The sequence below is a fragment of the Flavobacterium calami genome (assembly GCF_038290035.1).
In the GTDB taxonomy this organism is placed as follows: domain Bacteria; phylum Bacteroidota; class Bacteroidia; order Flavobacteriales; family Flavobacteriaceae; genus Flavobacterium; species Flavobacterium calami.
In genome coordinates this window covers 82,598-103,542 of sequence record NZ_JBBYHS010000001.1, presented here as the reverse complement: position 1 = coordinate 103,542, position 20,945 = coordinate 82,598, and the positions used below count along the sequence as shown (strand labels likewise).

At 35.2% G+C, this 20,945-nt stretch carries 24 protein-coding genes and 1 pseudogene; 12 read left to right on the top strand and 13 right to left on the bottom strand.

All coding sequences use genetic code 11. The features are described 5' to 3' along the window. Window positions 1-18 precede the first annotated feature (18 nt). Window positions 19-411: a hypothetical protein gene (locus tag AAEO57_RS00425; RefSeq protein WP_341688360.1), complete on the top strand. Its 393-nt coding sequence runs from the start codon at window positions 19-21 to the stop codon at window positions 409-411. Window positions 412-777: 366 nt separating this feature from the next. Here the strand turns inward: AAEO57_RS00425 and AAEO57_RS00420 are convergent, their stop codons facing one another. The 5 genes from AAEO57_RS00420 to AAEO57_RS00400 all read right to left on the bottom strand — a co-directional run bounded on the left by AAEO57_RS00420 (window position 778) and on the right by AAEO57_RS00400 (window position 4,439). Beyond that, a complete protein-coding gene (locus tag AAEO57_RS00420) occupies window positions 778-1,176 on the bottom strand; it encodes a (R)-mandelonitrile lyase (RefSeq protein ID WP_243234851.1) in 399 nt (132 codons plus the stop codon). A 74-nt stretch (window positions 1,177-1,250) separates the two neighbouring features. Next, entirely contained in the window at window positions 1,251-1,829 is a 579-nt protein-coding gene (locus tag AAEO57_RS00415) for a sugar O-acetyltransferase (protein ID WP_243234850.1), read from the bottom strand. Window positions 1,830-1,865: 36 nt separating this feature from the next. Beyond that, window positions 1,866-2,918 (bottom strand): alpha/beta hydrolase, encoded by a 1,053-nt coding sequence (locus AAEO57_RS00410; protein WP_243234849.1) that lies wholly within the window; start codon window positions 2,916-2,918, stop codon window positions 1,866-1,868. 87 nt (window positions 2,919-3,005) lie between these two features. Further along, window positions 3,006-3,884, bottom strand: coding sequence for a helix-turn-helix domain-containing protein (locus AAEO57_RS00405; protein WP_243234848.1), 879 nt, complete (start codon window positions 3,882-3,884; stop codon window positions 3,006-3,008). A gap of 114 nt (window positions 3,885-3,998) precedes the next feature. After that, window positions 3,999-4,439, bottom strand: a complete 441-nt coding sequence (locus AAEO57_RS00400; RefSeq protein WP_341688354.1) for a nuclear transport factor 2 family protein — start codon at window positions 4,437-4,439, stop codon at window positions 3,999-4,001. A 150-nt stretch (window positions 4,440-4,589) separates the two neighbouring features. On the opposite strand from AAEO57_RS00400, the gene AAEO57_RS00395 reads away from it, so the two are divergent. Continuing rightward, complete coding sequence (locus tag AAEO57_RS00395) at window positions 4,590-4,967, top strand: winged helix-turn-helix transcriptional regulator (protein ID WP_243234846.1); 378 nt, start codon at window positions 4,590-4,592, stop codon at window positions 4,965-4,967. A gap of 686 nt (window positions 4,968-5,653) precedes the next feature. On the opposite strand, the gene AAEO57_RS00390 is transcribed toward AAEO57_RS00395, so the two are convergent. The 6 genes from AAEO57_RS00390 to AAEO57_RS00365 all read right to left on the bottom strand — a co-directional run bounded on the left by AAEO57_RS00390 (window position 5,654) and on the right by AAEO57_RS00365 (window position 9,907). Further along, a complete protein-coding gene (locus AAEO57_RS00390) occupies window positions 5,654-6,208 on the bottom strand; it encodes a fasciclin domain-containing protein (protein WP_095955070.1) in 555 nt (184 codons plus the stop codon). Window positions 6,209-6,355: 147 nt separating this feature from the next. Then, window positions 6,356-7,369 carry a ferrochelatase gene (gene hemH / locus AAEO57_RS00385; protein ID WP_341688349.1) on the bottom strand — a complete coding sequence of 338 codons (1,014 nt, stop codon included), beginning with the start codon at window positions 7,367-7,369 and terminating at the stop codon, window positions 6,356-6,358. Window positions 7,370-7,449: 80 nt separating this feature from the next. Next, entirely contained in the window at window positions 7,450-8,340 is an 891-nt protein-coding gene (locus AAEO57_RS00380; RefSeq protein ID WP_243234844.1) for an AraC family transcriptional regulator, read from the bottom strand. A gap of 47 nt (window positions 8,341-8,387) precedes the next feature. Next, window positions 8,388-8,939: a YceI family protein gene (locus AAEO57_RS00375; protein WP_341688345.1), complete on the bottom strand. Its 552-nt coding sequence runs from the start codon at window positions 8,937-8,939 to the stop codon at window positions 8,388-8,390. 45 nt (window positions 8,940-8,984) lie between these two features. Continuing rightward, on the bottom strand, window positions 8,985-9,524 hold the full coding sequence (locus tag AAEO57_RS00370) for a YceI family protein (protein WP_341688343.1): 540 nt from the start codon (window positions 9,522-9,524) through the stop codon (window positions 8,985-8,987). 14 nt (window positions 9,525-9,538) lie between these two features. After that, window positions 9,539-9,907 (bottom strand): hypothetical protein, encoded by a 369-nt coding sequence (locus tag AAEO57_RS00365; RefSeq protein ID WP_341688341.1) that lies wholly within the window; start codon window positions 9,905-9,907, stop codon window positions 9,539-9,541. A 169-nt stretch (window positions 9,908-10,076) separates the two neighbouring features. On the opposite strand from AAEO57_RS00365, the gene AAEO57_RS00360 reads away from it, so the two are divergent. The 6 genes from AAEO57_RS00360 to AAEO57_RS00335 all read left to right on the top strand — a co-directional run bounded on the left by AAEO57_RS00360 (window position 10,077) and on the right by AAEO57_RS00335 (window position 14,276). Beyond that, window positions 10,077-10,466, top strand: a complete 390-nt coding sequence (locus AAEO57_RS00360; RefSeq protein WP_341688339.1) for an OB-fold protein — start codon at window positions 10,077-10,079, stop codon at window positions 10,464-10,466. A gap of 27 nt (window positions 10,467-10,493) precedes the next feature. Beyond that, a complete protein-coding gene (locus AAEO57_RS00355; protein ID WP_341688337.1) occupies window positions 10,494-11,333 on the top strand; it encodes a DUF5777 family beta-barrel protein in 840 nt (279 codons plus the stop codon). A 130-nt stretch (window positions 11,334-11,463) separates the two neighbouring features. After that, on the top strand, window positions 11,464-11,898 hold the full coding sequence (locus AAEO57_RS00350) for a hypothetical protein (protein WP_341688335.1): 435 nt from the start codon (window positions 11,464-11,466) through the stop codon (window positions 11,896-11,898). A gap of 19 nt (window positions 11,899-11,917) precedes the next feature. Beyond that, on the top strand, window positions 11,918-12,508 hold the full coding sequence (locus tag AAEO57_RS00345) for a globin family protein (RefSeq protein ID WP_341688333.1): 591 nt from the start codon (window positions 11,918-11,920) through the stop codon (window positions 12,506-12,508). 254 nt (window positions 12,509-12,762) lie between these two features. Continuing rightward, entirely contained in the window at window positions 12,763-14,067 is a 1,305-nt protein-coding gene (hemA, locus tag AAEO57_RS00340) for a glutamyl-tRNA reductase (RefSeq protein WP_341688331.1), read from the top strand. A gap of 86 nt (window positions 14,068-14,153) precedes the next feature. Beyond that, on the top strand, window positions 14,154-14,276 hold the full coding sequence (locus tag AAEO57_RS00335; RefSeq protein WP_341688329.1) for a hypothetical protein: 123 nt from the start codon (window positions 14,154-14,156) through the stop codon (window positions 14,274-14,276). Between the two features lie 423 nt (window positions 14,277-14,699). Here the strand turns inward: AAEO57_RS00335 and AAEO57_RS00330 are convergent, their stop codons facing one another. Together AAEO57_RS00330 and AAEO57_RS00325 are read right to left on the bottom strand one after the other, a co-directional pair. Further along, window positions 14,700-15,488 (bottom strand): anti-sigma factor, encoded by a 789-nt coding sequence (locus AAEO57_RS00330; RefSeq protein WP_341688327.1) that lies wholly within the window; start codon window positions 15,486-15,488, stop codon window positions 14,700-14,702. Next, window positions 15,488-16,018, bottom strand: coding sequence for an RNA polymerase sigma factor (locus AAEO57_RS00325; RefSeq protein ID WP_341688325.1), 531 nt, complete (start codon window positions 16,016-16,018; stop codon window positions 15,488-15,490). Before AAEO57_RS00325 ends, AAEO57_RS00330 begins: the two co-directional genes overlap by 1 nt. A 94-nt stretch (window positions 16,019-16,112) precedes the next feature. Between AAEO57_RS00325 and AAEO57_RS00320 the strand changes: the two are divergent. From AAEO57_RS00320 to AAEO57_RS00305, 4 genes and pseudogenes are all read left to right on the top strand, one after another. Further along, window positions 16,113-16,388 (top strand): annotated as a pseudogene (locus tag AAEO57_RS00320) (recombinase family protein); the annotation flags it as partial. Continuing rightward, window positions 16,371-17,522, top strand: coding sequence for a recombinase family protein (locus tag AAEO57_RS00315; protein WP_341688825.1), 1,152 nt, complete (start codon window positions 16,371-16,373; stop codon window positions 17,520-17,522). The pseudogene AAEO57_RS00320 and the gene AAEO57_RS00315, both read left to right, overlap by 18 nt. 458 nt (window positions 17,523-17,980) lie before the next feature. Next, window positions 17,981-19,435 carry a DUF1254 domain-containing protein gene (locus AAEO57_RS00310; RefSeq protein WP_341688324.1) on the top strand — a complete coding sequence of 485 codons (1,455 nt, stop codon included), beginning with the start codon at window positions 17,981-17,983 and terminating at the stop codon, window positions 19,433-19,435. Between the two features lie 15 nt (window positions 19,436-19,450). Continuing rightward, entirely contained in the window at window positions 19,451-20,944 is a 1,494-nt protein-coding gene (locus AAEO57_RS00305; protein WP_341688322.1) for a DUF1254 domain-containing protein, read from the top strand. Window position 20,945 lies beyond the last annotated feature (1 nt).

Below are 20,945 nucleotides of genomic sequence, written 5' to 3'. Positions count from 1 at the left end.
GATTATCAAAAAATGAAAATGGAGTACGGAAAAATAATAAATGAACTTGAAGTAAAGCTTAACAATATTACTGATGACAAATATAGTTTAGAAGGATTAGTAAATATGGGAATTGAAAAGCTTGCGCAATTAAATTATGCTTTTGAAAAAGCTAGTCTGGCAGAGGCTCGTGATTTAATTGGTTTAATTTATCCCGAAAATTTTACATTTAAAAATAATCAATTCCAAACCGCTCGGGTCAATGAAATTACTACTGCTATCTATGTGGTAAACAAGGAGTTACAACATAAAAAAAAAGGGACAAAAGATGATTTTAATCTTTTGTCCCGAAGAGTGACGTTTAGTTCACAATTCACAAACCATTTTATGAATGATTTAAAGAAATTGGCTTATTTTCAGATGAATTTGTAAGATAATTATTTTAAATTTTTACTCGAGAGTGGTTTGTATGTATTGTAAGGGTTAAACGTTAAAAAATGTTAAAAAAGAAGGATATTTAAATTTACAGGGATGTAAAAACTTTTATAAAATTCTTGAAAATCAAATTTAGTATTGACTAAATAAAAACAGATTAGTTTTTAGTAAAATTAAACAATCATTTGGAGATTATTCAAATCAAAATTTGTTGAAGATATTAGAGTATTTTAAATTGTTTTAATCTAATTAGAAGTTAATTTTGTTGGATACTTAATTTGTTAGTTTTCTGTACAAATAAAGATATTTAATTTAACTCATTAATTGTCGTTCGATTGGGGTTAAAAATTGATTTATTTTTGTCTAGTTAACTTCTGAATATTGCTCATCTGAGACAGGTTCAAGCCAAGTTACTTGAGTATCTCCCTTAAAATTGGTAATCGCAATATGAACCATTTTTGTATCCGCGGATGCGCCATGCCAATGCTTTACGTTTTCAGGGATATTTACAACATCGCCTTTTTTTATTACCTGTGCCGGTTTTCCTTCTTCTTGATAGATTCCACTTCCTTCTGTAACTAGTAAAACCTGTCCCTTAGGATGAGTATGCCAGTTGGTTCTTGCTCCTGGTTCAAATGTTACGCTTCCAGCTGAAAATTCATTGTTTTTGTCACGTGCCACTAATGGTTTTAAAAAGGCACTGCCTGTAAACCATTCGTTTGGAAGAGGCTCTCCTTGTGGGAAAATTTCTGTTGTACTCATTTTATTTTCTGATTTAGAACTGCAAGCAGTTAAAATTGAAGTTGTTATAAATGTAAGAATTATTTTTTTTATTTTCATTCTGGAATAGCTTTAATAATTTTTGCTGGAATACCGCCAACTATTGTATTATCAGGCACATCTTTTGCAACTACCGCTCCAGCGGCAACTATTGAATTTTCTCCGACAGTTACACCCGACAGAATAGTTGCCGCAGTTCCGATCCAAGCATTTTTTTTGATATGTACAGCTCCGGGAACAAGCGATTGTCTATTTTGACTGGAAATGGGATGTCCTTCCGAAATAATATTTACTCTTGGCGCAATCAATACATTATCTTCTATAGTAATGCCGCCTAAATCCAAAAAGGTACAGTTAAAATTAATAAAGACGTTTTTTCCTATTTTGATATTCTTTCCATAATTAATATGAATGGGAGTAAATATAGTAGTACTTGGATCAATTGTACTAGTAATAATTTCGCTTAAAATAGAACGGATTTCCGAAGGATCGGCTGTATTATTTAAACGAAGAAGTATTTTTTTTGTAATGAAAGATTCTTCAAGCAGCCTATGAGCCTGAGCGTTTGATGAAGAGATAGTTTCGCCATTCAAAAGCTGTGCAAAAACATCTTCTTTTGTTGCTTTTGTATCCATTTTAGTTTTTTCAATTTTAAAAAATAGTATGACCAACTATTTTAGATTATTTTTAAAAAATGCATCCAGTTTATCAAATGGAATTTTATCTAATCTGTCGTATAGATCAACGTGAACTGCATTTGGAATAATCAAGAGTTCTTTTGGTTCATCGGCAGCTTTGTAAACATCTTCGCTGAAGTATCTTGAATGGGCATTTTCGCCGGCAATAATCAAGATAGGTCTTGGAGCTATTTCTTTAATGTATGCCAATATTGGTATATTCATTATTGAGAAACCATTTGTCTTTGTCCAAGCAGCATTTGAGTTGATGGAACGTTTATGAAAACCTCGTTCTGTTTTATAGTAGTCATAATAATCTTTTACAAATTGTGGTTCATCACCTTTTATAGCATCTGGATTTGGACAATTTCCATATTCTGGTTTACCAGCTTCAGCATCTTTCCAACGCTGTAAACTCATTTCTTCTAATGTTTTGGTACGCTGTTCCAAAGTTACTTTGTCGTAATATCCCTTTGATGCTGCTCGTGGAATATCATACATACTTGTCGTAACTACCGCTTTTATACGTTTGTCAATTGAAACAGCGTTTAGAGCAAAACCTCCAAATCCGCATATCCCTATGACACCAATTTTGTTTCTATCTACATTTTTCTGCAGTCCTAAAAAATCTACAGCTGCGCTAAAATCTTCTGTATTAATATCTGATGAGGCGATATTACGAGGTTCTCCGTTACTTTCTCCTGTATAGGAAGGATCAAATGCTAAAACTGCATAGCCGCGTTCTGCCATTTGATTAGCATATAATCCTGAAGATTGTTCTTTAACCGCACCAAAAGGGCCGCTTACAGCTAAAGCGGGTAATAATTTTGTCTGCGGGTTTTTTGGAAGATATAGATCGCCTGACAGCGTAATTCCATATCGATTGTTAAAACTCACTTTTTGACGTGTTACTTTATCACTTAATTGAAATGTATAATGTTCTTGTTCTGTTTTCATGTTCTTTTTGTTTTGAATCGTTTCTTTTTTCTGTGCGAATGTCTGTCCGATGAATAGGAAAGTCATTGCAATAAATGCTGTTATTTTCATATCAAATTATATTTTGAATTACAGATACAAAAGTAAAACGGCACCAAGTGGTGCCGTTAAAGAATATCAAACCAAAAAATAAGAATTTCAAACTTCGGTGTTTCTTACTGATTTAGGATTGGTTCCTGTTTGTTTTTTGAAGAAATTATTAAAATACGTAGGGTAGGCAAAACCTAATGCATATCCTATTTCGGCAATATTCCAATCAGTATGCTGTAAAAGCGCTTTTGCCTCTGTTGTAATTCTTTCTGTTATATGGGTTGTTGTCGATTTTCCAGTAATTTCTTTAACTGCACGATTTAAATAATTGACATGAATATGCAGGCTTTGTGCATAATGCTGTGCCGTTGTCAGTTTTAGCGGATTATCAGCGTTTTCAATTGGAAATTGTCTTTCGAGCAGTTCCAAAAATATCGAAGCAATCCGGGCAGTTCCGTTTTTACCTACCTTATAATTTTCCGAAGGCTGCAGTTTCAGCGATTCATGGATTATTAAATTAATATAATTGCGTATTAATTCATCTTTGTATATATAATCACTCTGCTGTTCATCAATCATTTTCTGAAAAAGACCATTTAGAAAAAGTCTTTGTTCTTCAGAGATTTGGAGTACGGGAGTACCACCAATTTTAAAGAAAGGAGATTGATGAAGGCTTTCTGATCGTTCGGAGTTTTTCAAAAAATCTTCAGAAAAAAGTATGGTATAACCGATGTACTTTGTAGAAATCGTTTCCCATGAATAAGGAATATTAGGGTTGCCAAAAAATAAAATAGTTCCGTCTTGATCAAAACTTTTATCCGCATAATGTATTTTACTATGGCCGGTAGTAAGGCAGATTTTAAAAAACTCTTTCCGGCTGTAAGTGCGGGTTGCATTACTGTCGTCTTCAATCTGAAAGGCTTTAAAACCTTTTAGTTTAAGATCGTTATTAAACTCAGAAATACTGCGTACTGTTTTCTTTTTCATAAGAGCAAAATTAATAAATTCAAATCTATTACGTGTGCTTATGAAAGACTTAAACTAATTTCCAGTTTTTAAGAAAAATTGAGGCTTGCATAAATTACAAGCCTCAATTGCATATTACGAAGTTAATAGCCTTTCCTCAATAATAATAAAATGACCCTCACGATAGTTTATAAGCCATTTGTCGTTTTGGAATACGTATTTATCATCATATCTAACGCTGTAGTCTGTTAATACATTTTTTCCGTCAACTTCTCGTATCATTTTTATTTGGGCGAATGATACACCAAAGGCAGTATCATTGTCAATTTGTACTTCATGCTGTCCATTAAGGGTGAAGTAGGTTTTTACCAGCGATGCATGCCCAATAAATTCCTTCTCCATGTTGGTTTTTCCCGAAACTTCTGATACAACGATCCCGCCCATAAAGGCTTTATAGGTTATGTTCGGTGTAAATAATTCCATTTGTTCCGTAATTTTCTTCTCATCTCCTAAAACAGCGTAATCATCTATTAATTTTCTTAGTTTTTCTTTTTTTTCTAAAAATTCTAGTGTCATAATTTTCTATGTTTAAATGTTAACTGCAATATTATTCTGCCGCAGTTTCAGATTAATACTGCTTTTTATCTATTTTCAAAATTATTGTATATTCGCTTACAATTTGTTAGTAGTTACTCAAAGGTTAGTGACTAATCTAAATGTTTGCGAATGAAAAATCAAAATGAAAATACAGAAGTAAATAAAGAGTTTACAGATGAATGTCATAAAGTATTGCTGGCAGTAAGTGATGCGCTTTATGCAATAGGAGGAAAGTGGAAACTTATGATAATCATTGCTATAGCTAGAGGTAATAATCGATTTACGGAAATTCAGAGACAGGTAACCGGAATTTCTGCAAGAGTTCTTTCGAATGAGCTCAAAGAACTTGAGATGAATGGTTTTATCATTAAAAAAGTCGATGTTGGATACCCTGTAACTATAGAATATCAACTTTTACCATACAGCAATACTTTAGAAGAAGTGGTCGGTGCTATGACGAAATGGGGAATGCAACATCGTGAAAAAATAAAAAAGGAAAGAAGTTAAGATTGTACTCGAAACTTATAGGAAATAGATGGAACTCACTAATAGAATTTAGAGAAAGGGAATAGAGAAATAAATCAATTTTTAACGTCAGTTGAATAACAATATCAAAAAATTGCAATAAACCAAAAGAGAAAAAATCTTGTATCCTAAACGGGATTTCGAACCATAATTCAACTTGATTAATTCCCTGATAGCGCCACTTAAAGGCTGTTTATTTCAAACAGACTGTGAATTTCTTGTGAAAAAATCGAACCACAAATATTAAGCTGTAAAGGCTTGAAAAATCTACACATTAGGGCATAAAAAAAAGAGACAACTATTTGATAGTTGTCTCCTTAAGTGCCAACGGGACAAATTTCTATAAATTTTATTGAAGATTTGAAGAGATTGGCTTACAGGAAGTAGGTATTGTCTTTTAGCGGCACTAAGAATTTGGTTTGGATTTCCTGTTGGGGATTGAAGCAAAAATATATTTAGTTTTATGTATTATTTTACCAAAAATAAAAAGAGACGGCCTTAATTTTTTGTAAAAAAAAGATATCAATTCCTTATATTTAAAGTTTTGAGCTGGCAATAAAATGGTAATCAAAATCTCTAATACAATTGACTATTACTATTTTGTCGCATAGTAATTATATAAAAAGCCCTGAAATTTCAGGGCTTAATTGTAATTTATTTTCAGCAAACTACATTTTTGGAAGCAGTACTGTGTCCACTACATGTATGACACCATTAGATTGATTTACATCTGAAATTGTAACTTTAGCTTTATTGCCACTTTCGTCACTAATGTACAAATCTTTTCCATCCATCCAGGCAGTTAGAGTTCCGCCGCTAACTGTTTTTAAAGAAGCTTTTCCTTTACCAGCTTTTATTGCTTTTGCAATATCAGAACTATTCATTTTACCGGCCACTACATGATATGTCAATATAGTTTGTAATGATTTAATATTCTCAGGTTTCAATAATGTTTCAACAGTTCCAGCCGGCAATTTACTAAATGCTTCATTTGTTGGTGCAAAAACAGTAAATGGCCCTTTACCTTGTAAAGTTTCAACTAATCCTGCTGCTTTTACTGCTGCTACCAAGGTGGTATGATCCTTTGAGTTTACTGCATTTTCTATAATATTTTTATTAGGATACATAGCTGCTCCACCAACCATTACTGTTTTTTGTGCAAATGATGTCAATCCAAATCCTAATGCTAGGATTGCTGCTGCTAAAAATTTTCTAGTTTTCATAATTACTTTTTTTAAGTTATAAAGTCATTTACGCTTTAATATTCTTTTTGGTTTTAAAAGAGGTAAAAAATAAATTAAAATGAATACAAGAGGCGAATTGATATATTAATAATGAAAGCTCCAATATACCCTATTGTTATTTTAGCATTATTCAGCCCACTCATTAATCCAGTTGCTAACAGTCTGGCACCACCTCTGGTCGTCATTCAAACAGGGAATAGCCAGGAAATTTTCCCCTCCATTTTTCTCAAAATCTTCTTTGGCACGCATGGCGATTTCTTCGAGCGTTTCTAAACAATCCGAAACGAAAGCTGGTGTTACAACAGCCAGATTTTTAATTCCTTTTGCCGGCATTTTGTCAATTTCAATATCAGTATAAGGCTCCAGCCATTTATCTCCAGCTAATCGCGACTGGAAAGTTAAGCTGTATTTATCCTCGGGAAGACCTAATAATTGTACAACTTGTCTTGTGGTTTCATAGCATTGGTGACGATAACAGAATTCATGTGCCGGAGATTGCGTGCTGCAGCAGGAACCGTCAATTTTACAATGCGATTTGGTTACATCTGTCTTGCGGATGTGACGTTCCGGGATTCCGTGATACGAGAATAACAAATGATCGTATTGAAATCCGGCTAAATGTTTCTGAATTGAATCCGCAAGATTACGGATATAATCCGGTCTGTTATAAAAAGCAGGAACAGCTGTAAATTTGATGTGTGGGAATTTCTTCTTGCGAATTTCTTCTGCTTTTACTAAAATAGTCAAAGTTGAAGCCATTGCATATTGCGGATATAAAGGAAAAAGCATTACATCTGTAACTCCTTTATCACTTAATTCCTGAAGTCCTTTTTCGATGGTCATACTTCCGTAACGCATTGCTAAAGAAACTGGAACGTTTACAAGAGGCTGCACTTTTTTCTGCATTCTTTCTGAAAGAACAACTAATGGCGAACCTTCTTCCCACCAAATTTTCGCATAAGCGTGCGCTGATTCTTCTGGTCTTTTTCTTAAAATAATACCGCGAACTAATAATGCTCTCAATAAATACGGAACATCGATCACGTATTTATCCATTAGAAATTCATCTAAATACGGTTTTACATCTTTTGGTGCGGGACTTTTGGGAGATCCCAAATTTACTAATAATACGCCTTTCATTATCGTTTTTGTTTTAAGCTTTGTTCAAACTCAGTGCTTGCCGTTTCTTAGAAATTAATCAATATATTTTTATTTATGCTCTAATTTATAAAAGCGATACTGTTTTTATGATTGGTGTTAATGGACATTAGATATCTTTTTGGGGTTGTGGAAAATTTTTTCTTGAATCCCGCAATAAAGTGGCTTCCGGTGCTGTATCCTATTTTCAGCCCGACTTCATTTACATTGTAAGAACCGCTGTCCAATAGTTTTAAGGCGAAATCCATTTTGTAGTCAAACAGAAAACCGTATACCGTATCACCATAAATTTGTTTGAAGCCTATTTTTAATTTTTTCATATTCAGTCCAATTTCATCTGCCAGCTGCTGCAATCCTGGCGGTTCGGCCATATTAGCGATAAGTATTTCTCTGGCTTTTTTGATTTTCAGGACGTTATCTTCATCAATCAAAAACGGACATTGCACTGCGTTTGGATCTTCCATTTTATTGAAATACAAACTCAATAATTCATATCCTTTTCCTTTATAATAAAGGTTCTTTAGGGAAGGATGAAGGCTGTAATGAAATAACTGGCTCAAAACAACAGCCATAGAAGGACAGATGGTCCCTTCGGCATTATACTTTTTTTTCTTCTTATCGGGGCTTAAAATAGAAATATAATCTGCTTGAACGGAAAATAACGAGTGAAATTTATTAATCGAAACAATAACAGAAATCACCCATGAATTTGGAGAAAGTTCTACCTTAAGCAATGACTGATGCTGCAGATTGCACAAAATCAGTGATTTTTCCTCTTTCAATTCTAAAGTGCAATGATCCTGACTGGACAAAAAAAATGCATTGCCTTTTAGTCCGAAATGAAACTGTATCAGGCCGGCACCTATTTCGTGCTGTGCAAAAAAAGATTCTGAACTGTCGTTCTGGAAACGAATAAGGGTAAGACCGTCCTCAATTTGTATTTCTTCCTCCATTTTTTTGATATAAAAATTACTGACTTTTCAAGATAGTGTTTAGGAGGTTATTGTCTTTTTGTACCTAAGACTGCGACAACCTGGATATTTATTTTATTGGAAAGCTTGCTTTTAACCAAATTTGGGATTTCAATATTAAAATCACTGGCATTTATGCTGAAATTACATGAAATGCTGACACCTGATGGTGATCTGCTTATCTTTGCAGCTGTATTTATATCCCTGGATTTACCGTGAAGTTCTAATTTGCCTTTAATAATAAAATCCTTAGCATCTGCGCTTAAACTTTGAAGATCAAATCCTTCTATTTTTCCTTTAAATACGGCTTTTGGATATTGGTCACTTTCGATGTAATTTTCATTAAAGTGCTCTTCCATTAAAGCAACCTTAAACTGGAAACCTTTCATCAGGGCTAAACTTGCAATCTCTCCTGTTGCTGGATTCAAAACAAAAGTAACATTCCGATTTACTGCTTTAACTTCTTCAAAAGAAGGAACGGAAGCTTCAAAAGTAACTTTTGCCGATTTACTGACCATTTTTTCTTGTGATACGCCAATGGCGCAAACGCATAACATTGCAATGAGTATGATTTTTTTCATTATTTTGTTTTTTATTTTTTTATAAAATCATTCTGTTTTTGGCTTTTATTTTAAAACCGCAATAATTTGAATTTTGACCCTATCGTCAAGTTTATACTTAATAAGCGATGGGATAGGGATGCTAAACTCACTGGCATTTACGTCGAAATCAGAAATGATGGTGATTCTCGGCCCCGTCTTGGTAATTTTTGCAGTGGCTTTTATATCTTTAGATTTACCGTGAAGTTCTAACTTCCCTTTTATGATATAATCTTTATAATCTTCTGTTAGACTTTTAATGTCGAACCGCTCAATTTGGCCTCTAAAAATGGCTTTTGGATACTTATCGGTTTCCATGTAATTTTCATTAAAATGTTCTTCCATCAAAGCCATTTCAAACTGGAATCCTTTCATTAAAGCAAGGCTTGCCACTTCTCCTGTTGCGGGATTGAAAACAAAAGTTACATTGCTGTTAGTTCCTGCAACCGGCTGAAAAGAAGGTACTGAAGCTTCGAACGTTATTGCTGCAGATTTAGTTACTATTTTTTCTTGCGAAAAAACAATAAAAGAAGCCAATAGCATTGGCATTATTATGATTTTCCTCATGATCTTGTTCTAGATTATTTTTCTAATAATCCATCCTGATTCCATTTATTTATAATATCGATAGTGGTTTGAGGTAATCTTGGTCCGCCCTGCGGCATTAAGGAACTATTTCCATTTTCTAAAGAAATTCGTGTAAGCAATCCTCGATTTAAAACTGCATTCTTCACCTGATCATAAGTAACTAACGACATAGGCGCTCCATTTTTAGGAACTGATGCATGGCATACAACACAGTTATTATCAATAATAGATTTTACATTTTGGTTGTATGTTGCCAAACCATTCATTGGTGTAGAGTCAATTAAGGTACTTGGATCATCGTTGGCACAACTTACAAAGATTGAAGCTAATGATGAGATTACGAAAAGTGTTTTTAGATTCATAAGATTGGTTTTTTAGTTATAAATAAAGGCATGATTTTAAGTATCATCAGGCATTTCAAAATCATATACGTTGAAAAGAATAATACAGATTTAACAAAAGGCATATTTAATGGTTTAAATCCAATAAGTATTTTTTAACGTAAATAAATTCAAATACTAAAAACCAGTTATGAAAAAAAAAATACTAACTACAATTTCCCTTTTTATAATAATCGGAATTTTGTCTTTCTTCTACATCTACAAAGGGCATAGGGACATAGAATCAGAAACTGCCGATTATGTTGTAACCGTTAACGAACTAGAAAGAGAGTTTGCTTCAAACGACAGTCTGGCTTACATCAAATATCAGGACAAAACAATTGAATTATCTGCACGAGTAACAAGTATCGATAAAGCTGGTAATGGAATTGTTATGAGCGAAAAAATATTTGTGACATTCAAAAACCGTTTGCCTCAAAGTATTACTTCCGGGAAAACCCTCAAGATTAAAGGGAGGTTTTTAGGATATGACGAATTGCTCCAGGAATTTAAAATAGACCAATCTTCAGTTGTACACTAATACAAATAACAATTTAAAACTAACTTCATGAAAAACTTTATTCTATTATTTTTTTTATTTCCGATATCAACTTTCTCCCAAACCGATTTGTTGTCTGGTGTAGAAACTCCTTCTACAAAAGAAAAAGTGACATCTGCATTCAAAGCCTTAAAAATCGTTAATCTTGAGTCTACAAAATTGGCTGCAAAAGGTGATTTGTATTTTGTTGTTGCACACCGATTTGGTTCTATTAAAGATGGTTTTGAAGGTTTCTACGGACTGGATAATGCCAATACACAAATTAAATTTATTTACGGTTTGACAAATGGACTTAATGTAAGTGCGGCCAGAAGTGAATTTGCATATGACTTTGCAACAAAGTATATGCTATTTCCTCAAATAAAAGATGGTTTTCCCGTCACTATCGCCGGGTTCAATAGTTTGTCTATTAATAACACGTTAAAAGAAAGCTTGTACCCTAAACTTGAATTTAAAGACAGGCTTACTTATGTAGCACAGTTGTTAATTTCCAGAAAATTTTCTGAAAAACTTTCTTTAGAAATTGTGCCATCATTCTTTCATCAAAATTTTGTTGAGGACGTAGATCAAAGCAATACTCAATATGCCATAGGTTTTGGAGGAAGATATAAATTCGCTAAACGCTGGTCTTTAAATATGGACTATGCGGCGCATTTAAACAGAGCGCCGAATTCTATTTATAAAAATCCACTATCTATAGGTTTTGATTTAGAAACAGGCGGGCATGTTTTTCAAATGCATTTTACCAGTTCTCAGGCAATTGATGAAGCTGGATATCTTGGAAGAACAACTGGCGACTGGACAAAAGGAGATATATTTTTTGGATTTAATCTTGCCAGAGTTTTCTAGTATCTGCTTTATAATTAAATTATTAGGTAATTTCTGTATTTAAAACGATTCTAAATTAATCGATTTGCGATTATTTATAAAACCACAACGATAAAGTAAACGTAGATAATTTTAAAACCATAAAAAAATTATGAAAACTAATAAAATAATCAAAAAAGGACTTTTTATACTGAGCGGAGTATTTGGGCTATTTATTGCCATTTTGCTTTTTCACATTATAACAGCAAAACCACCCGTTTATGATACGCCAAATCTGCAGGTAAGCAGAATCGATTTTAAATCAAATATTGATTCTTTGCAGGCCAGACAAATTTGTTCCGATTTAAGAAGTATAAAAGGCCTGACATCTGATTCTATTATTGTTAAAAGAAACGTTGTGGTGTATTTCCACAACAATAAAATTACAAACTCGGAGAAAGTTTTCAATGAGTTGATGTCTAAAAGACACTATGATGCTAAGCGTTATATTCTGCCGGCAAATTTAGCAAACAAAGAAGTCTGCCCAATGAATCAAAATAGTTTGAGCTACAAATTATCTCAAAAAATAAATCGTTTTTTTAATTAACCCTTTAATACCTTAATTTATGAAAATTTATTCAAAACTTACACTTAGTGTATTGCTTGCTGCATCTGCAGCTATGATTTCTTGCAGCAGTAATGACGACGAAACCCCAGAACCAGCAAAACTTTCTATTTACGAGCGATTAGGCGGAACTAAAATGGTTTCTGATCCTGATAATTCGGGACAAATGATTGAACAGGGACGTTTGAGTTTCCGCAAAGTGGTAAATTCAACTATCGGATTAATTGTTGCTGATATTCAATCTAATGCGGCAGGTAATCTGCAGGCACATTTTGCTCCTTTATTGGCAGAAACTGGAACTACCCAGTCGACCAATATTGCTAAATTATCAGATAATCTGACTGATTTCTTTTCATTTAATACGGGAGGTACCAATGCTGTAAATACATATTCTGGTTTGAATATGGTTGCAGCGCATGATCCTGCGAAAAATCCTCGTATGGGAACAAAATCAAGCAGTGCAGATTATACAAAATTCGAAGGTTACGTAGGGGCAGCAGCCAATGCAAATGGAGTTGCCTCAAATACAGAGCTTTATACGGATATCGTTGCTGTTTTGGAATCATTGAGAACTCCTATAGTTCAAAAATAATTTTCTTCTCAAAACGCTGCCTTTTTCAGGCAGCGTTTTATATTTCAATACTATTTGAAGTGCCGGACTCTTAACAATATTTTAGAATCAGTATATAAATATTTTGAAAGTCTACTATCATGTATAATGGCAGGAAATTATATAAAATCGCCAATTTGAATCAATGTATTGCAAAGCGATATAGTAACTCCTTCTAGCCTTGTTATATAAATTACTTAGTAATAATTTTTTGAACTTTTTAAGGAAGCATAAATATGGAAAATTTTAATATGTCCAGATCCACCACTTTTTACGCATTAGGGTTAAGCTATAAGAAAGCAGATGCAGTTGTAAGAGGAAAATTTAGTTTAGATACTAAAGCACAATCTGATTTATTGATGCAAGCCAAAGCAGAAGGTATAGAATCATTGATTGTTACTTCTACTTGTAACAGAACTGAAATTTATGGATTTGCCCATCATCCTTATGAACTCATCAAATTGCTTTGCGAAAACAGCAATGGTTCTGTAGAAGAATTTCGGCAAGCTGCTTATATATATAAGAATGAAGAAGCTGTCAGCCACATGTTTCGGGTAGGAACAGGTTTAGACAGTCAGATTCTGGGTGATTTTGAAATCATCAGCCAGATTAAAACCGCCTTTAACAATAGTAAACGGGAAGGTTTGGTCAATACATTTCTGGACCGTTTAGTAAATATGGTTATTCAAGCGAGCAAAAAAGTTAAAACAGAGACTAAAATTTCTTCTGGTGCTACGTCTGTTTCTTTTGCATCAGTACAATATATTATCCGAAATGTGACAGATATTGGAAACAAAAATATTTTATTATTCGGAACAGGGAAAATAGGAAGAAATACTTGCGAAAACTTAGTAAAACATACTAAAAACAGCCATATTGCCCTTATAAACAGAACAAAAAGTAAAGCTGAATTATTGGCTGGAAAGCTGAATGTTATCGTAAAAGATTACGACGATTTGAAAGAAGAAGTACAGCAGGCCGATGTGCTGGTTGTAGCTACAGGAGCACAAAAACCGACTATTGACAAAACATCGCTTGCTCTACAGAAACCATTATTGATTCTGGACTTGTCTATTCCACGCAATGTAGATACTAATGTAGAAGAGATACCCGGTGTAACCTTAATACATCTGGATTATTTATCTCAAATTACTGATGACACGCTGGAAACAAGAAAACAGCATATTCCCGCTGCAGAAGCTATTATTGATGATATGAAACTAGAACTGAATACTTGGGTAAACGGTCGAAAATGTGCACCAACTATTCATGCATTAAAAGCTAAATTAAATGATATTGTATCGGCTGAATTTGCTCTTCAAAAAAAGAAAAGAACAAATTTTGATGATGTTCAGATTGATTTAATCAGTTCAAGAATTATTCAAAAATTAACAAACCATTTTGCCAGCCATTTAAAAAATGAAAACACTTCAGTAGATCAAAGTATTGAATTTATTGAAAAAGTATTTCAGATAGGACAGCTTGCACCGAATAAAACTTTTTCATCAATAGAAGAAAAATACAGAATCAATTTGTCATAAATAAACTAAAGAAAGGGTTTTTAAAATTTTTAAAACCATAGAGATAATAACTCCGCAAATGAGATTATAACTAAAAAAATGTAATTATGAAAATTAGAAAAATTTTGGTTCTTGTAGTTCTGACAGTAGGATTTGGTTCTGCAGTTAATGCTCAGAAAACAGTAATTTTAGGAGGTAGCAGCAATGTATCCGGGCAAAAATATTGTTGAAAACGCTGTAAACTCAAAAAATCATACTCCTCTGGTTACAATAGTTAGGGCCGTAAATATCTCTTTACTAAACCAGTAAAGGGGGTAAATTTATAAACCACAACTAATTTTGTCACCATCTAAATTTTAAATATATATTGATTAATAAAAAACTATTGAAATTAATATCTTTTTGGTAGCTGCTCTTGAATTTCGATAGGTTTAGATGTCCTTGTCGGGGATCGAATGAAAATGAAGCATATAATATTTATATTAAAATTGCCTTGGCTTTTTGCAGAAGAAAAGGGTATCCTCTTGAGTTAGCAGATTTAAAGAACTCTGCAATCCCTCTGGGTAAATTTACGCCACTGTGCAGTATTAAAACCCAAAAAGCGCATATTGAACAGGATCAACATGCGCTTTTTTAGTTGGATTACTTATGGTTTAAACTTTTCCTAAAGTATAAAGCTGCTCCATTGTAGGTGTCTGGCTTCCCCCTGCAACTTCCAGCGTGATGCCAAAAGCTTCAGCTGAATCGGTTTGGCTTACAGCGAAGATTTTTTGAGAGTTTCCTTCAAAATTATCCAGCAGACCAATACTTGTCGGGGTAAGCACCGGACTTAGTTTTAAAGACCAAACTTGGTAAACCATTCCTTTTGGAGGGTTTGGCAGACCTGCTGCATCAATATAAGTCGTTTTTGTTTCTTTGTTCCAGTACACTCTTGCAAATGATGTTGGAGATACCGATTGTCCGCCCATAGTAACGTTTGTGTTTTTAATATCTCTCACAATATTTAGGTTTTTCTCAGTCTGTTTATTCTGCTGATCTAAAAAAGCATATTCTCTTTCAATTTTATTTTTTTCGCCTCCAGCCTTAGAGACTTCCTGTTTAGATTTTGCCAATTCTAAAGTCTGATATCCAAAACCTAACAGTAATAATACTGCAGCTGCCCAGCCCAAGTATTGCGACCGGTCTGATGCTGGTTTTATACTGACAACTTTGTTATGTTTAAGCTCTAAACGAGCTTTTGTTTTCTCGAAATTAGCAACTGAGTGAAAAGGTGAGAAGCTTGATGATAAGGCTGAAATAGCTTTTTCTATAGAAATGATTTCATTTTCAACCTCGGGGTTTTCTCTGGCCAATTCGGCAATTTCCAGATTCTCTTTTTCTGTAAGCAGACCATAAACATACAGTTCTAAAATGCCTGATTCAATATATTCTTTCGCTTCCATTATATCTTTAAATAATTTCTTAAATCGTTGATACAGTTTCTGTTTTGTGTTTTGATAGTGCCCAGCGGCATGGCAAGCTCTTCTGATGCTTCCTGCTGGGTGTATCCCTTAAAGAATAGCAGGTCAATAATCTCGATACATTTTGGTTTCAGTTTTTTTACGAATTCATGAATTCCTATAGAATCAATTCTGTTTGTGAGTTTGCTGCCATCATCTAAGAGATTTACGAAATTATCGGAGGAAAGGTTTTTTTGGGTGTTGTTAAAATTTTTGGACCGCAGCTTGTCAATCGATGTATTCCTTGCAATATTAAGGATCCAGGTGTAGAACCGGCCCTTGCTTTCGCTGTATGTATCAATGTTCTTCCAGATTTTTACAAAGACTTCCTGCAGGACATCTTCGGCTTCTTCCCGGTTTTTTACCAGAATATTTATGACCGAAAATAAGCTTTTTGAGTACATATCGTAGAGATGGGTGAAAGCTCTTTCATCTTTTTTACGGATTAATACCAATAATTCTTCTTGGCTCATAGGATTGGATTTAAAGCTTAAATAAATTTTAATTTCTTATAAAGTGGTAATGCCGGATAAAGGTAATTTATTTTTTACGTAAAATAGACCACAATGGAATAAACTTTTACTGAATCTGAAAAAACAGAAAAACACAACTGATCTGGTCTTGTTTACCAAATGGGATCGTTTCAGCAGAAACGCCGGAGATGCCTATCAGATGATAAGTTTATTAAGAAAGTTAGGTGTAGAACCTCAAGCGATTGAGCAACCTCTTGATTTGGCAATTCCAGAAAATAAAATGATGTTAGCTTTTTACTTAGCGGCTCCTGAAGTTGAGAACGATCGAAGAGCTTTAAATACCTTTCATGGAATGAGAAGGGCGAAAAAAGAAGGTAGATATATGGGTATTGCACCGTTTGGATATGCTAATAAATCCAAAGAAGACGGAAGTAAATATATTGCACTTGTAGAACCTGACGCTTCTGTTATGCGCTGGATATTTGAAGAATTGGCTAAAGGAATATTCAATACAGAGCAAATATATCATATGGCTTGCAGAAGAGGATTTAAAAGAACTAAAAATAACATGTGGGGCTTAATAAGAAATCCTGTTTATTGTGGTAAAATATTTATACCGAAATATAAAGATGAAGAAAGCAGATTTGTTACAGGGCAACATGAGCCACTTATTTCTGAAGGCCTTTTTTATAATGTACAGGATATCTTAGATGGAAAATCACGCCTTTACAGACCTAAAATTAAAACTGTCGTTGACTTCCCATTACGAGGCTTTTTTATCTGCCCAAAGTGCCAAAAGAAGCTGCAAGGAAGTAAATGTAAAGGAAGACACAAATACTATCATTATTACCACTGTGAAGCACAATGTAAGTTTAGAATTAACTCAGAAATTGCTAATGAACTTTTTATTGAAGATCTTAATAAGTATCAACCTATAGCTGAAGTTAAGAAATTATACAGCTCGATTTTATATGAAACACATCGTGATCTCGCAAATAATGCCGGCGAACAGAAAAGAAGACTTGTAGAACAGATAAAAGATTATGAACTCAGATTAAGCAATGCAAGAGATCTTCTTCTTACATCAAAAATTGAAGCGGATGATTATAAACTAATGAAAGATGACTATGGTGCACGAATTGCAAACCTGGAACGTGAGCTATCAACAGTCACTAAAGATAAGCATAGTATTGAAGAGCTACTGGTAAAGGGGGTTGACAACCTTATCAAACTTAGTGATTCATATTTGAAAAGGGATTTATCTGATGCAAGAAGCCTAATTGGTTTAGTTTACCCCGAAAATTTTACAATTCACGAAAATAAAGTACAAACCGCTAGAGTGAACAAAATAGTGGAGTCTATTTACCTTATTAACAAACAGTTAAAAGCAAAAAAAAACGGAACAAAAGATGATTTTTATCTTTTGTCCCGAGAAGTGACAGGGACAGGACAAATTACAACATCATTTTTGGATGATTTAAAGAAATTGGCTTTCTATATGTAGTATCTGTCTTCTATTGGCTATGTAAATTTGGTTTAGATGTCCTGTTGGGGATTGATGCAAAAATTATACAAACTCACTTTATTCATGGCATTAAACTAATATATAAATTTACAAATATTATGGAGGGATTGAAAAGATTGTTATACTTAAGGCAGAGTTGTCTTTCTTTGGCTCTGTGAATTTGAAGTTTGTATTTAAATTTTGTTCGATTTAGTATTACAAATAAAAAAAATAAAGGAAAAATAAAAGTTGTAGGAATTTTGTTTATTTTTATGTAATTATTTGATATGTAGTACTATAAGTTATGCATTTAAAGAATTCATAAAGCTTAGTATTTTAATTGCCACATCAGAGGGATTTTTTTTAATGGCACTACAAATTATTTAATAGTTTCCTTTTTTATATGAAGGATGGATAACTAAGGAAGAAGATATATAACTGCTAAAATTTGATATATTATGAAAAAAAGTCTTTTTGTCTTTTCATTTGTCCTGCTATTGACGTCATGCAACCAAACACCATCAGCAAATTCCGGTGAGAAAGCCGATATTGAGGGTGCTGTTTCGGCAGAATTCAAACCTGCCAGCATCAAGGAACAGATGGTTTACCAACGCGCAATCGAAGCTTTAGTATGGGGCATGCCTGCCGTTAATTATGACCTTATGCTTCAGGCAATGCTGGGCAGCACCAAAGGGAAACAAAATGAGATCATATTTTGGTCAAAACCCGTAGACTGGCATAATCAGACATTAACGCCAAATCCCGACGCGATTTACTTTATGTTTTTTTTCAACACAAAGGATGCCGGGCCAATAGTTATAGATGTCCCTGCGGCAAAAAATGGCTCCTTTGCCGCCAATATCGACAATATCTGGCAGATGCCCCTTGAAGATGCAGGACCCTACGGAGCCGATAAAGGCGCTGGCGGCAAATATCTGATACTGCCGCCTGACTATAAGGAAAATATTCCTAAAGGATACATTGTGCTGAAAGCCGATACCTATGAGGGTTATGGATTATTCCGCTCCAACCTGCCCAGCCACAGTGAATCCGATATCGTGAATGCAGTCAATTACGGCAGACAGCTAAAACTATATCCGCTTGCCAAAGCTAAAAATCCCGGCGAAACAAAATATACAGACGTGAAGGATGTACTTTACAATTCCGTCATCCCCTACAACAGCCGGTTTTTCATCTCTCTTAACCGCATTGTGCAAAGCCAGCCTATGCTGGAGCGCGACAAGGCGATGATTGATAAACTAAAAAGCATAGGTATTGAAAAGGGGAAACCCTATAACCCTGATGCACGAACCACCGAGATTCTGAATGCGGCGGCAAATAGTGCGCATGACTATTTGGAAGCAATGCTTGAAAAAGGCTTCCCGCCGATAAATCCTGATGCAAAATGGGCTGTTCCCGCAATGCCTGAACTCGTTAAGGCGGGATCTTCGGGATATGCGGAATCTGATATTTATCCTACAGATGCCCGAGCACTGACCTATTCAATCGGTTATGTAGGCATAAAACGCCTGGGTACAGCGCAAATATATCTTATTGCAGGAAAAGACAAGGAAAGCCGCGCGCTTGACGGCGATAAAACCTATATGCTCCACGTGCCTGCAAATGTGCCCACCAAGCAATACTGGTCGGCAACAGTCTACGACCGGACAACACATTGCCTTATCAAAAATCTGTCGCGTGCAAGCAGAGCATCGAATGCGACAGAGATCCAAAAGAACACAGATGGCTCGGTTGATATTTACTTTGGCCCAAAATCCCCTGCAGGCAAGGAATCAAATTGGATCCCAACGGATCCTAAAGGAAAATTTGAAGTATTATTCAGGATTTACGGCCCGGAAAAACCTTTTTTCGATAGGATATGGAAACTTGGAGATATAGAAGAGGTTAAATAATCAATTGCTAAACTTATGGAAAAGAAACTCATCTGCGTGATTTTGATTGCAGCCTTGACGGCATGCAGCCAAAATAAAAACAGTGATGCGGAAGCATCAAATTCTAAAGGGATTGACAGTGTTACTTCAACTCAAGCATCACGTTCCTTGCCAGCAGGGCCCGACACCAATGTGAAAATTACTCAAGAGTATGCCGCTTTGGCGGCTAAAGAGGCCTATTTTTGGGCATGGCCGCTGGTAAACATGTACAACCGCCGAATGGCTTTCAAGGATGTAAAAGAGCTGGCCTTGTCCGGACCTCTGCTAATGGCTCCGCTGAATCAGTTTACCATGCTTACCGATTATGTGATACCTACGGAACGTGCCATAGCCTGCCCGAACCAGGATGTGGTGTACGGTATTGGATGCCTTGCCTTGGACCAATCGCCAGTGGTAATACAGGTGCCTGATTTTGGCAAGCGTTTCTGGGTCTACCAGATAGTTGACCTGCGGACAGAAAGCTTTGCCAAATTGGGAAAGATGTACGATAATAAGCCGGGCTTTTATTTATTGGCAGGACCGGACTGGAAAGGCGAGGTGCCGAAAGGAATAACAAAAGTTTTCCGCTCGTCCACCAATACAGGATTGGTCGGTCCCCGCGTTTTCCTGGATGATACAAAAGAAGACCGAAAAGCAATACAGGAGGTATTGAAATCAGTGGTAATGTATCCGTTGTCCGACTATGACGGCAAAATGAAAACCATCGATTGGGCCAATATCAAGAAACTTCCCGGAGGCGAAGGAGGAAAAGAAGAAGCGGTATGGGTGAATCCCCAGACATTTTTTGACGAGCTTCCTATCGTGCTGGCAGATGCAAAGCCACTGCCGGGCGAAGAGGCGAAATACAGGCAGATACTTGCTGTAGTGGAAGCCGCCAAGAAAGACCCAAAACTGAAACAGGCGATGATCGATGCAGCTGTTGAGACAGAACATCAGGTGATAAAGCCTTTAATGGAATTCCGTAGCTGGGGAATCCAATTGCCGTTTCACTGGTCAGGGGTAACCAATGGTGCGTCGTGGGGCACGGATTATTTCACACGGACCGCAGTTGCCAAATCAAATATTCTGGTTAATGCACCTAATGAAACACGCTACTTTTATCAGGATCTGGATTCGGAAGGCATCCGATTGAACAGCTCGAGCAAATACAAAATTACTTTTGCCAAAGGACAGCTGCCTCCTGTCAATGGATTTTGGTCGCTTACCCTATATAATGAGCATCACTTTTTTGAAATCAACAAGCTCAACAGATATTCATTGGGGACAAAGAACAAGACAATGGTATACAATTCGGACGGTTCGCTGACCATTTATATTCAATCAGCTCCGACTGAGGCGAAAACCCAAAACAACTGGCTCCCGGCTGTTGAAAAAGGAGATTTTTCGCTTTATCTCCGTACTTACTGGCCAAAGGAGGAAGTAGTAAATGGAAAATGGACTCCGCCAGCTATAGTGAAAGTAGTAAAATAGT

What these genes read in the sequence shown, in the direction of transcription:
- AAEO57_RS00425 (WP_341688360.1), top strand. Translation starts at nt 19, where the DNA reads ATGGAGTACGGAAAAATAATAAATGAACTTGAAGTAAAGCTTAACAAT.
- AAEO57_RS00420 (WP_243234851.1), bottom strand. Translation starts at nt 1,176, where the DNA reads ATGAGTACAACAGAAATTTTCCCACAAGGAGAGCCTCTTCCAAACGAA.
- AAEO57_RS00415 (WP_243234850.1), bottom strand. Translation starts at nt 1,829, where the DNA reads ATGGATACAAAAGCAACAAAAGAAGATGTTTTTGCACAGCTTTTGAAT.
- AAEO57_RS00410 (WP_243234849.1), bottom strand. Translation starts at nt 2,918, where the DNA reads ATGAAAATAACAGCATTTATTGCAATGACTTTCCTATTCATCGGACAG.
- AAEO57_RS00405 (WP_243234848.1), bottom strand. Translation starts at nt 3,884, where the DNA reads ATGAAAAAGAAAACAGTACGCAGTATTTCTGAGTTTAATAACGATCTT.
- AAEO57_RS00400 (WP_341688354.1), bottom strand. Translation starts at nt 4,439, where the DNA reads ATGACACTAGAATTTTTAGAAAAAAAAGAAAAACTAAGAAAATTAATA.
- AAEO57_RS00395 (WP_243234846.1), top strand. Translation starts at nt 4,590, where the DNA reads ATGAAAAATCAAAATGAAAATACAGAAGTAAATAAAGAGTTTACAGAT.
- AAEO57_RS00390 (WP_095955070.1), bottom strand. Translation starts at nt 6,208, where the DNA reads ATGAAAACTAGAAAATTTTTAGCAGCAGCAATCCTAGCATTAGGATTT.
- hemH (WP_341688349.1), bottom strand. Translation starts at nt 7,369, where the DNA reads ATGAAAGGCGTATTATTAGTAAATTTGGGATCTCCCAAAAGTCCCGCA.
- AAEO57_RS00380 (WP_243234844.1), bottom strand. Translation starts at nt 8,340, where the DNA reads ATGGAGGAAGAAATACAAATTGAGGACGGTCTTACCCTTATTCGTTTC.
- AAEO57_RS00375 (WP_341688345.1), bottom strand. Translation starts at nt 8,939, where the DNA reads ATGAAAAAAATCATACTCATTGCAATGTTATGCGTTTGCGCCATTGGC.
- AAEO57_RS00370 (WP_341688343.1), bottom strand. Translation starts at nt 9,524, where the DNA reads ATGAGGAAAATCATAATAATGCCAATGCTATTGGCTTCTTTTATTGTT.
- AAEO57_RS00365 (WP_341688341.1), bottom strand. Translation starts at nt 9,907, where the DNA reads ATGAATCTAAAAACACTTTTCGTAATCTCATCATTAGCTTCAATCTTT.
- AAEO57_RS00360 (WP_341688339.1), top strand. Translation starts at nt 10,077, where the DNA reads ATGAAAAAAAAAATACTAACTACAATTTCCCTTTTTATAATAATCGGA.
- AAEO57_RS00355 (WP_341688337.1), top strand. Translation starts at nt 10,494, where the DNA reads ATGAAAAACTTTATTCTATTATTTTTTTTATTTCCGATATCAACTTTC.
- AAEO57_RS00350 (WP_341688335.1), top strand. Translation starts at nt 11,464, where the DNA reads ATGAAAACTAATAAAATAATCAAAAAAGGACTTTTTATACTGAGCGGA.
- AAEO57_RS00345 (WP_341688333.1), top strand. Translation starts at nt 11,918, where the DNA reads ATGAAAATTTATTCAAAACTTACACTTAGTGTATTGCTTGCTGCATCT.
- hemA (WP_341688331.1), top strand. Translation starts at nt 12,763, where the DNA reads ATGGAAAATTTTAATATGTCCAGATCCACCACTTTTTACGCATTAGGG.
- AAEO57_RS00335 (WP_341688329.1), top strand. Translation starts at nt 14,154, where the DNA reads ATGAAAATTAGAAAAATTTTGGTTCTTGTAGTTCTGACAGTAGGATTT.
- AAEO57_RS00330 (WP_341688327.1), bottom strand. Translation starts at nt 15,488, where the DNA reads ATGGAAGCGAAAGAATATATTGAATCAGGCATTTTAGAACTGTATGTT.
- AAEO57_RS00325 (WP_341688325.1), bottom strand. Translation starts at nt 16,018, where the DNA reads ATGAGCCAAGAAGAATTATTGGTATTAATCCGTAAAAAAGATGAAAGA.
- AAEO57_RS00315 (WP_341688825.1), top strand. Translation starts at nt 16,371, where the DNA reads ATGAGAAGGGCGAAAAAAGAAGGTAGATATATGGGTATTGCACCGTTT.
- AAEO57_RS00310 (WP_341688324.1), top strand. Translation starts at nt 17,981, where the DNA reads ATGAAAAAAAGTCTTTTTGTCTTTTCATTTGTCCTGCTATTGACGTCA.
- AAEO57_RS00305 (WP_341688322.1), top strand. Translation starts at nt 19,451, where the DNA reads ATGGAAAAGAAACTCATCTGCGTGATTTTGATTGCAGCCTTGACGGCA.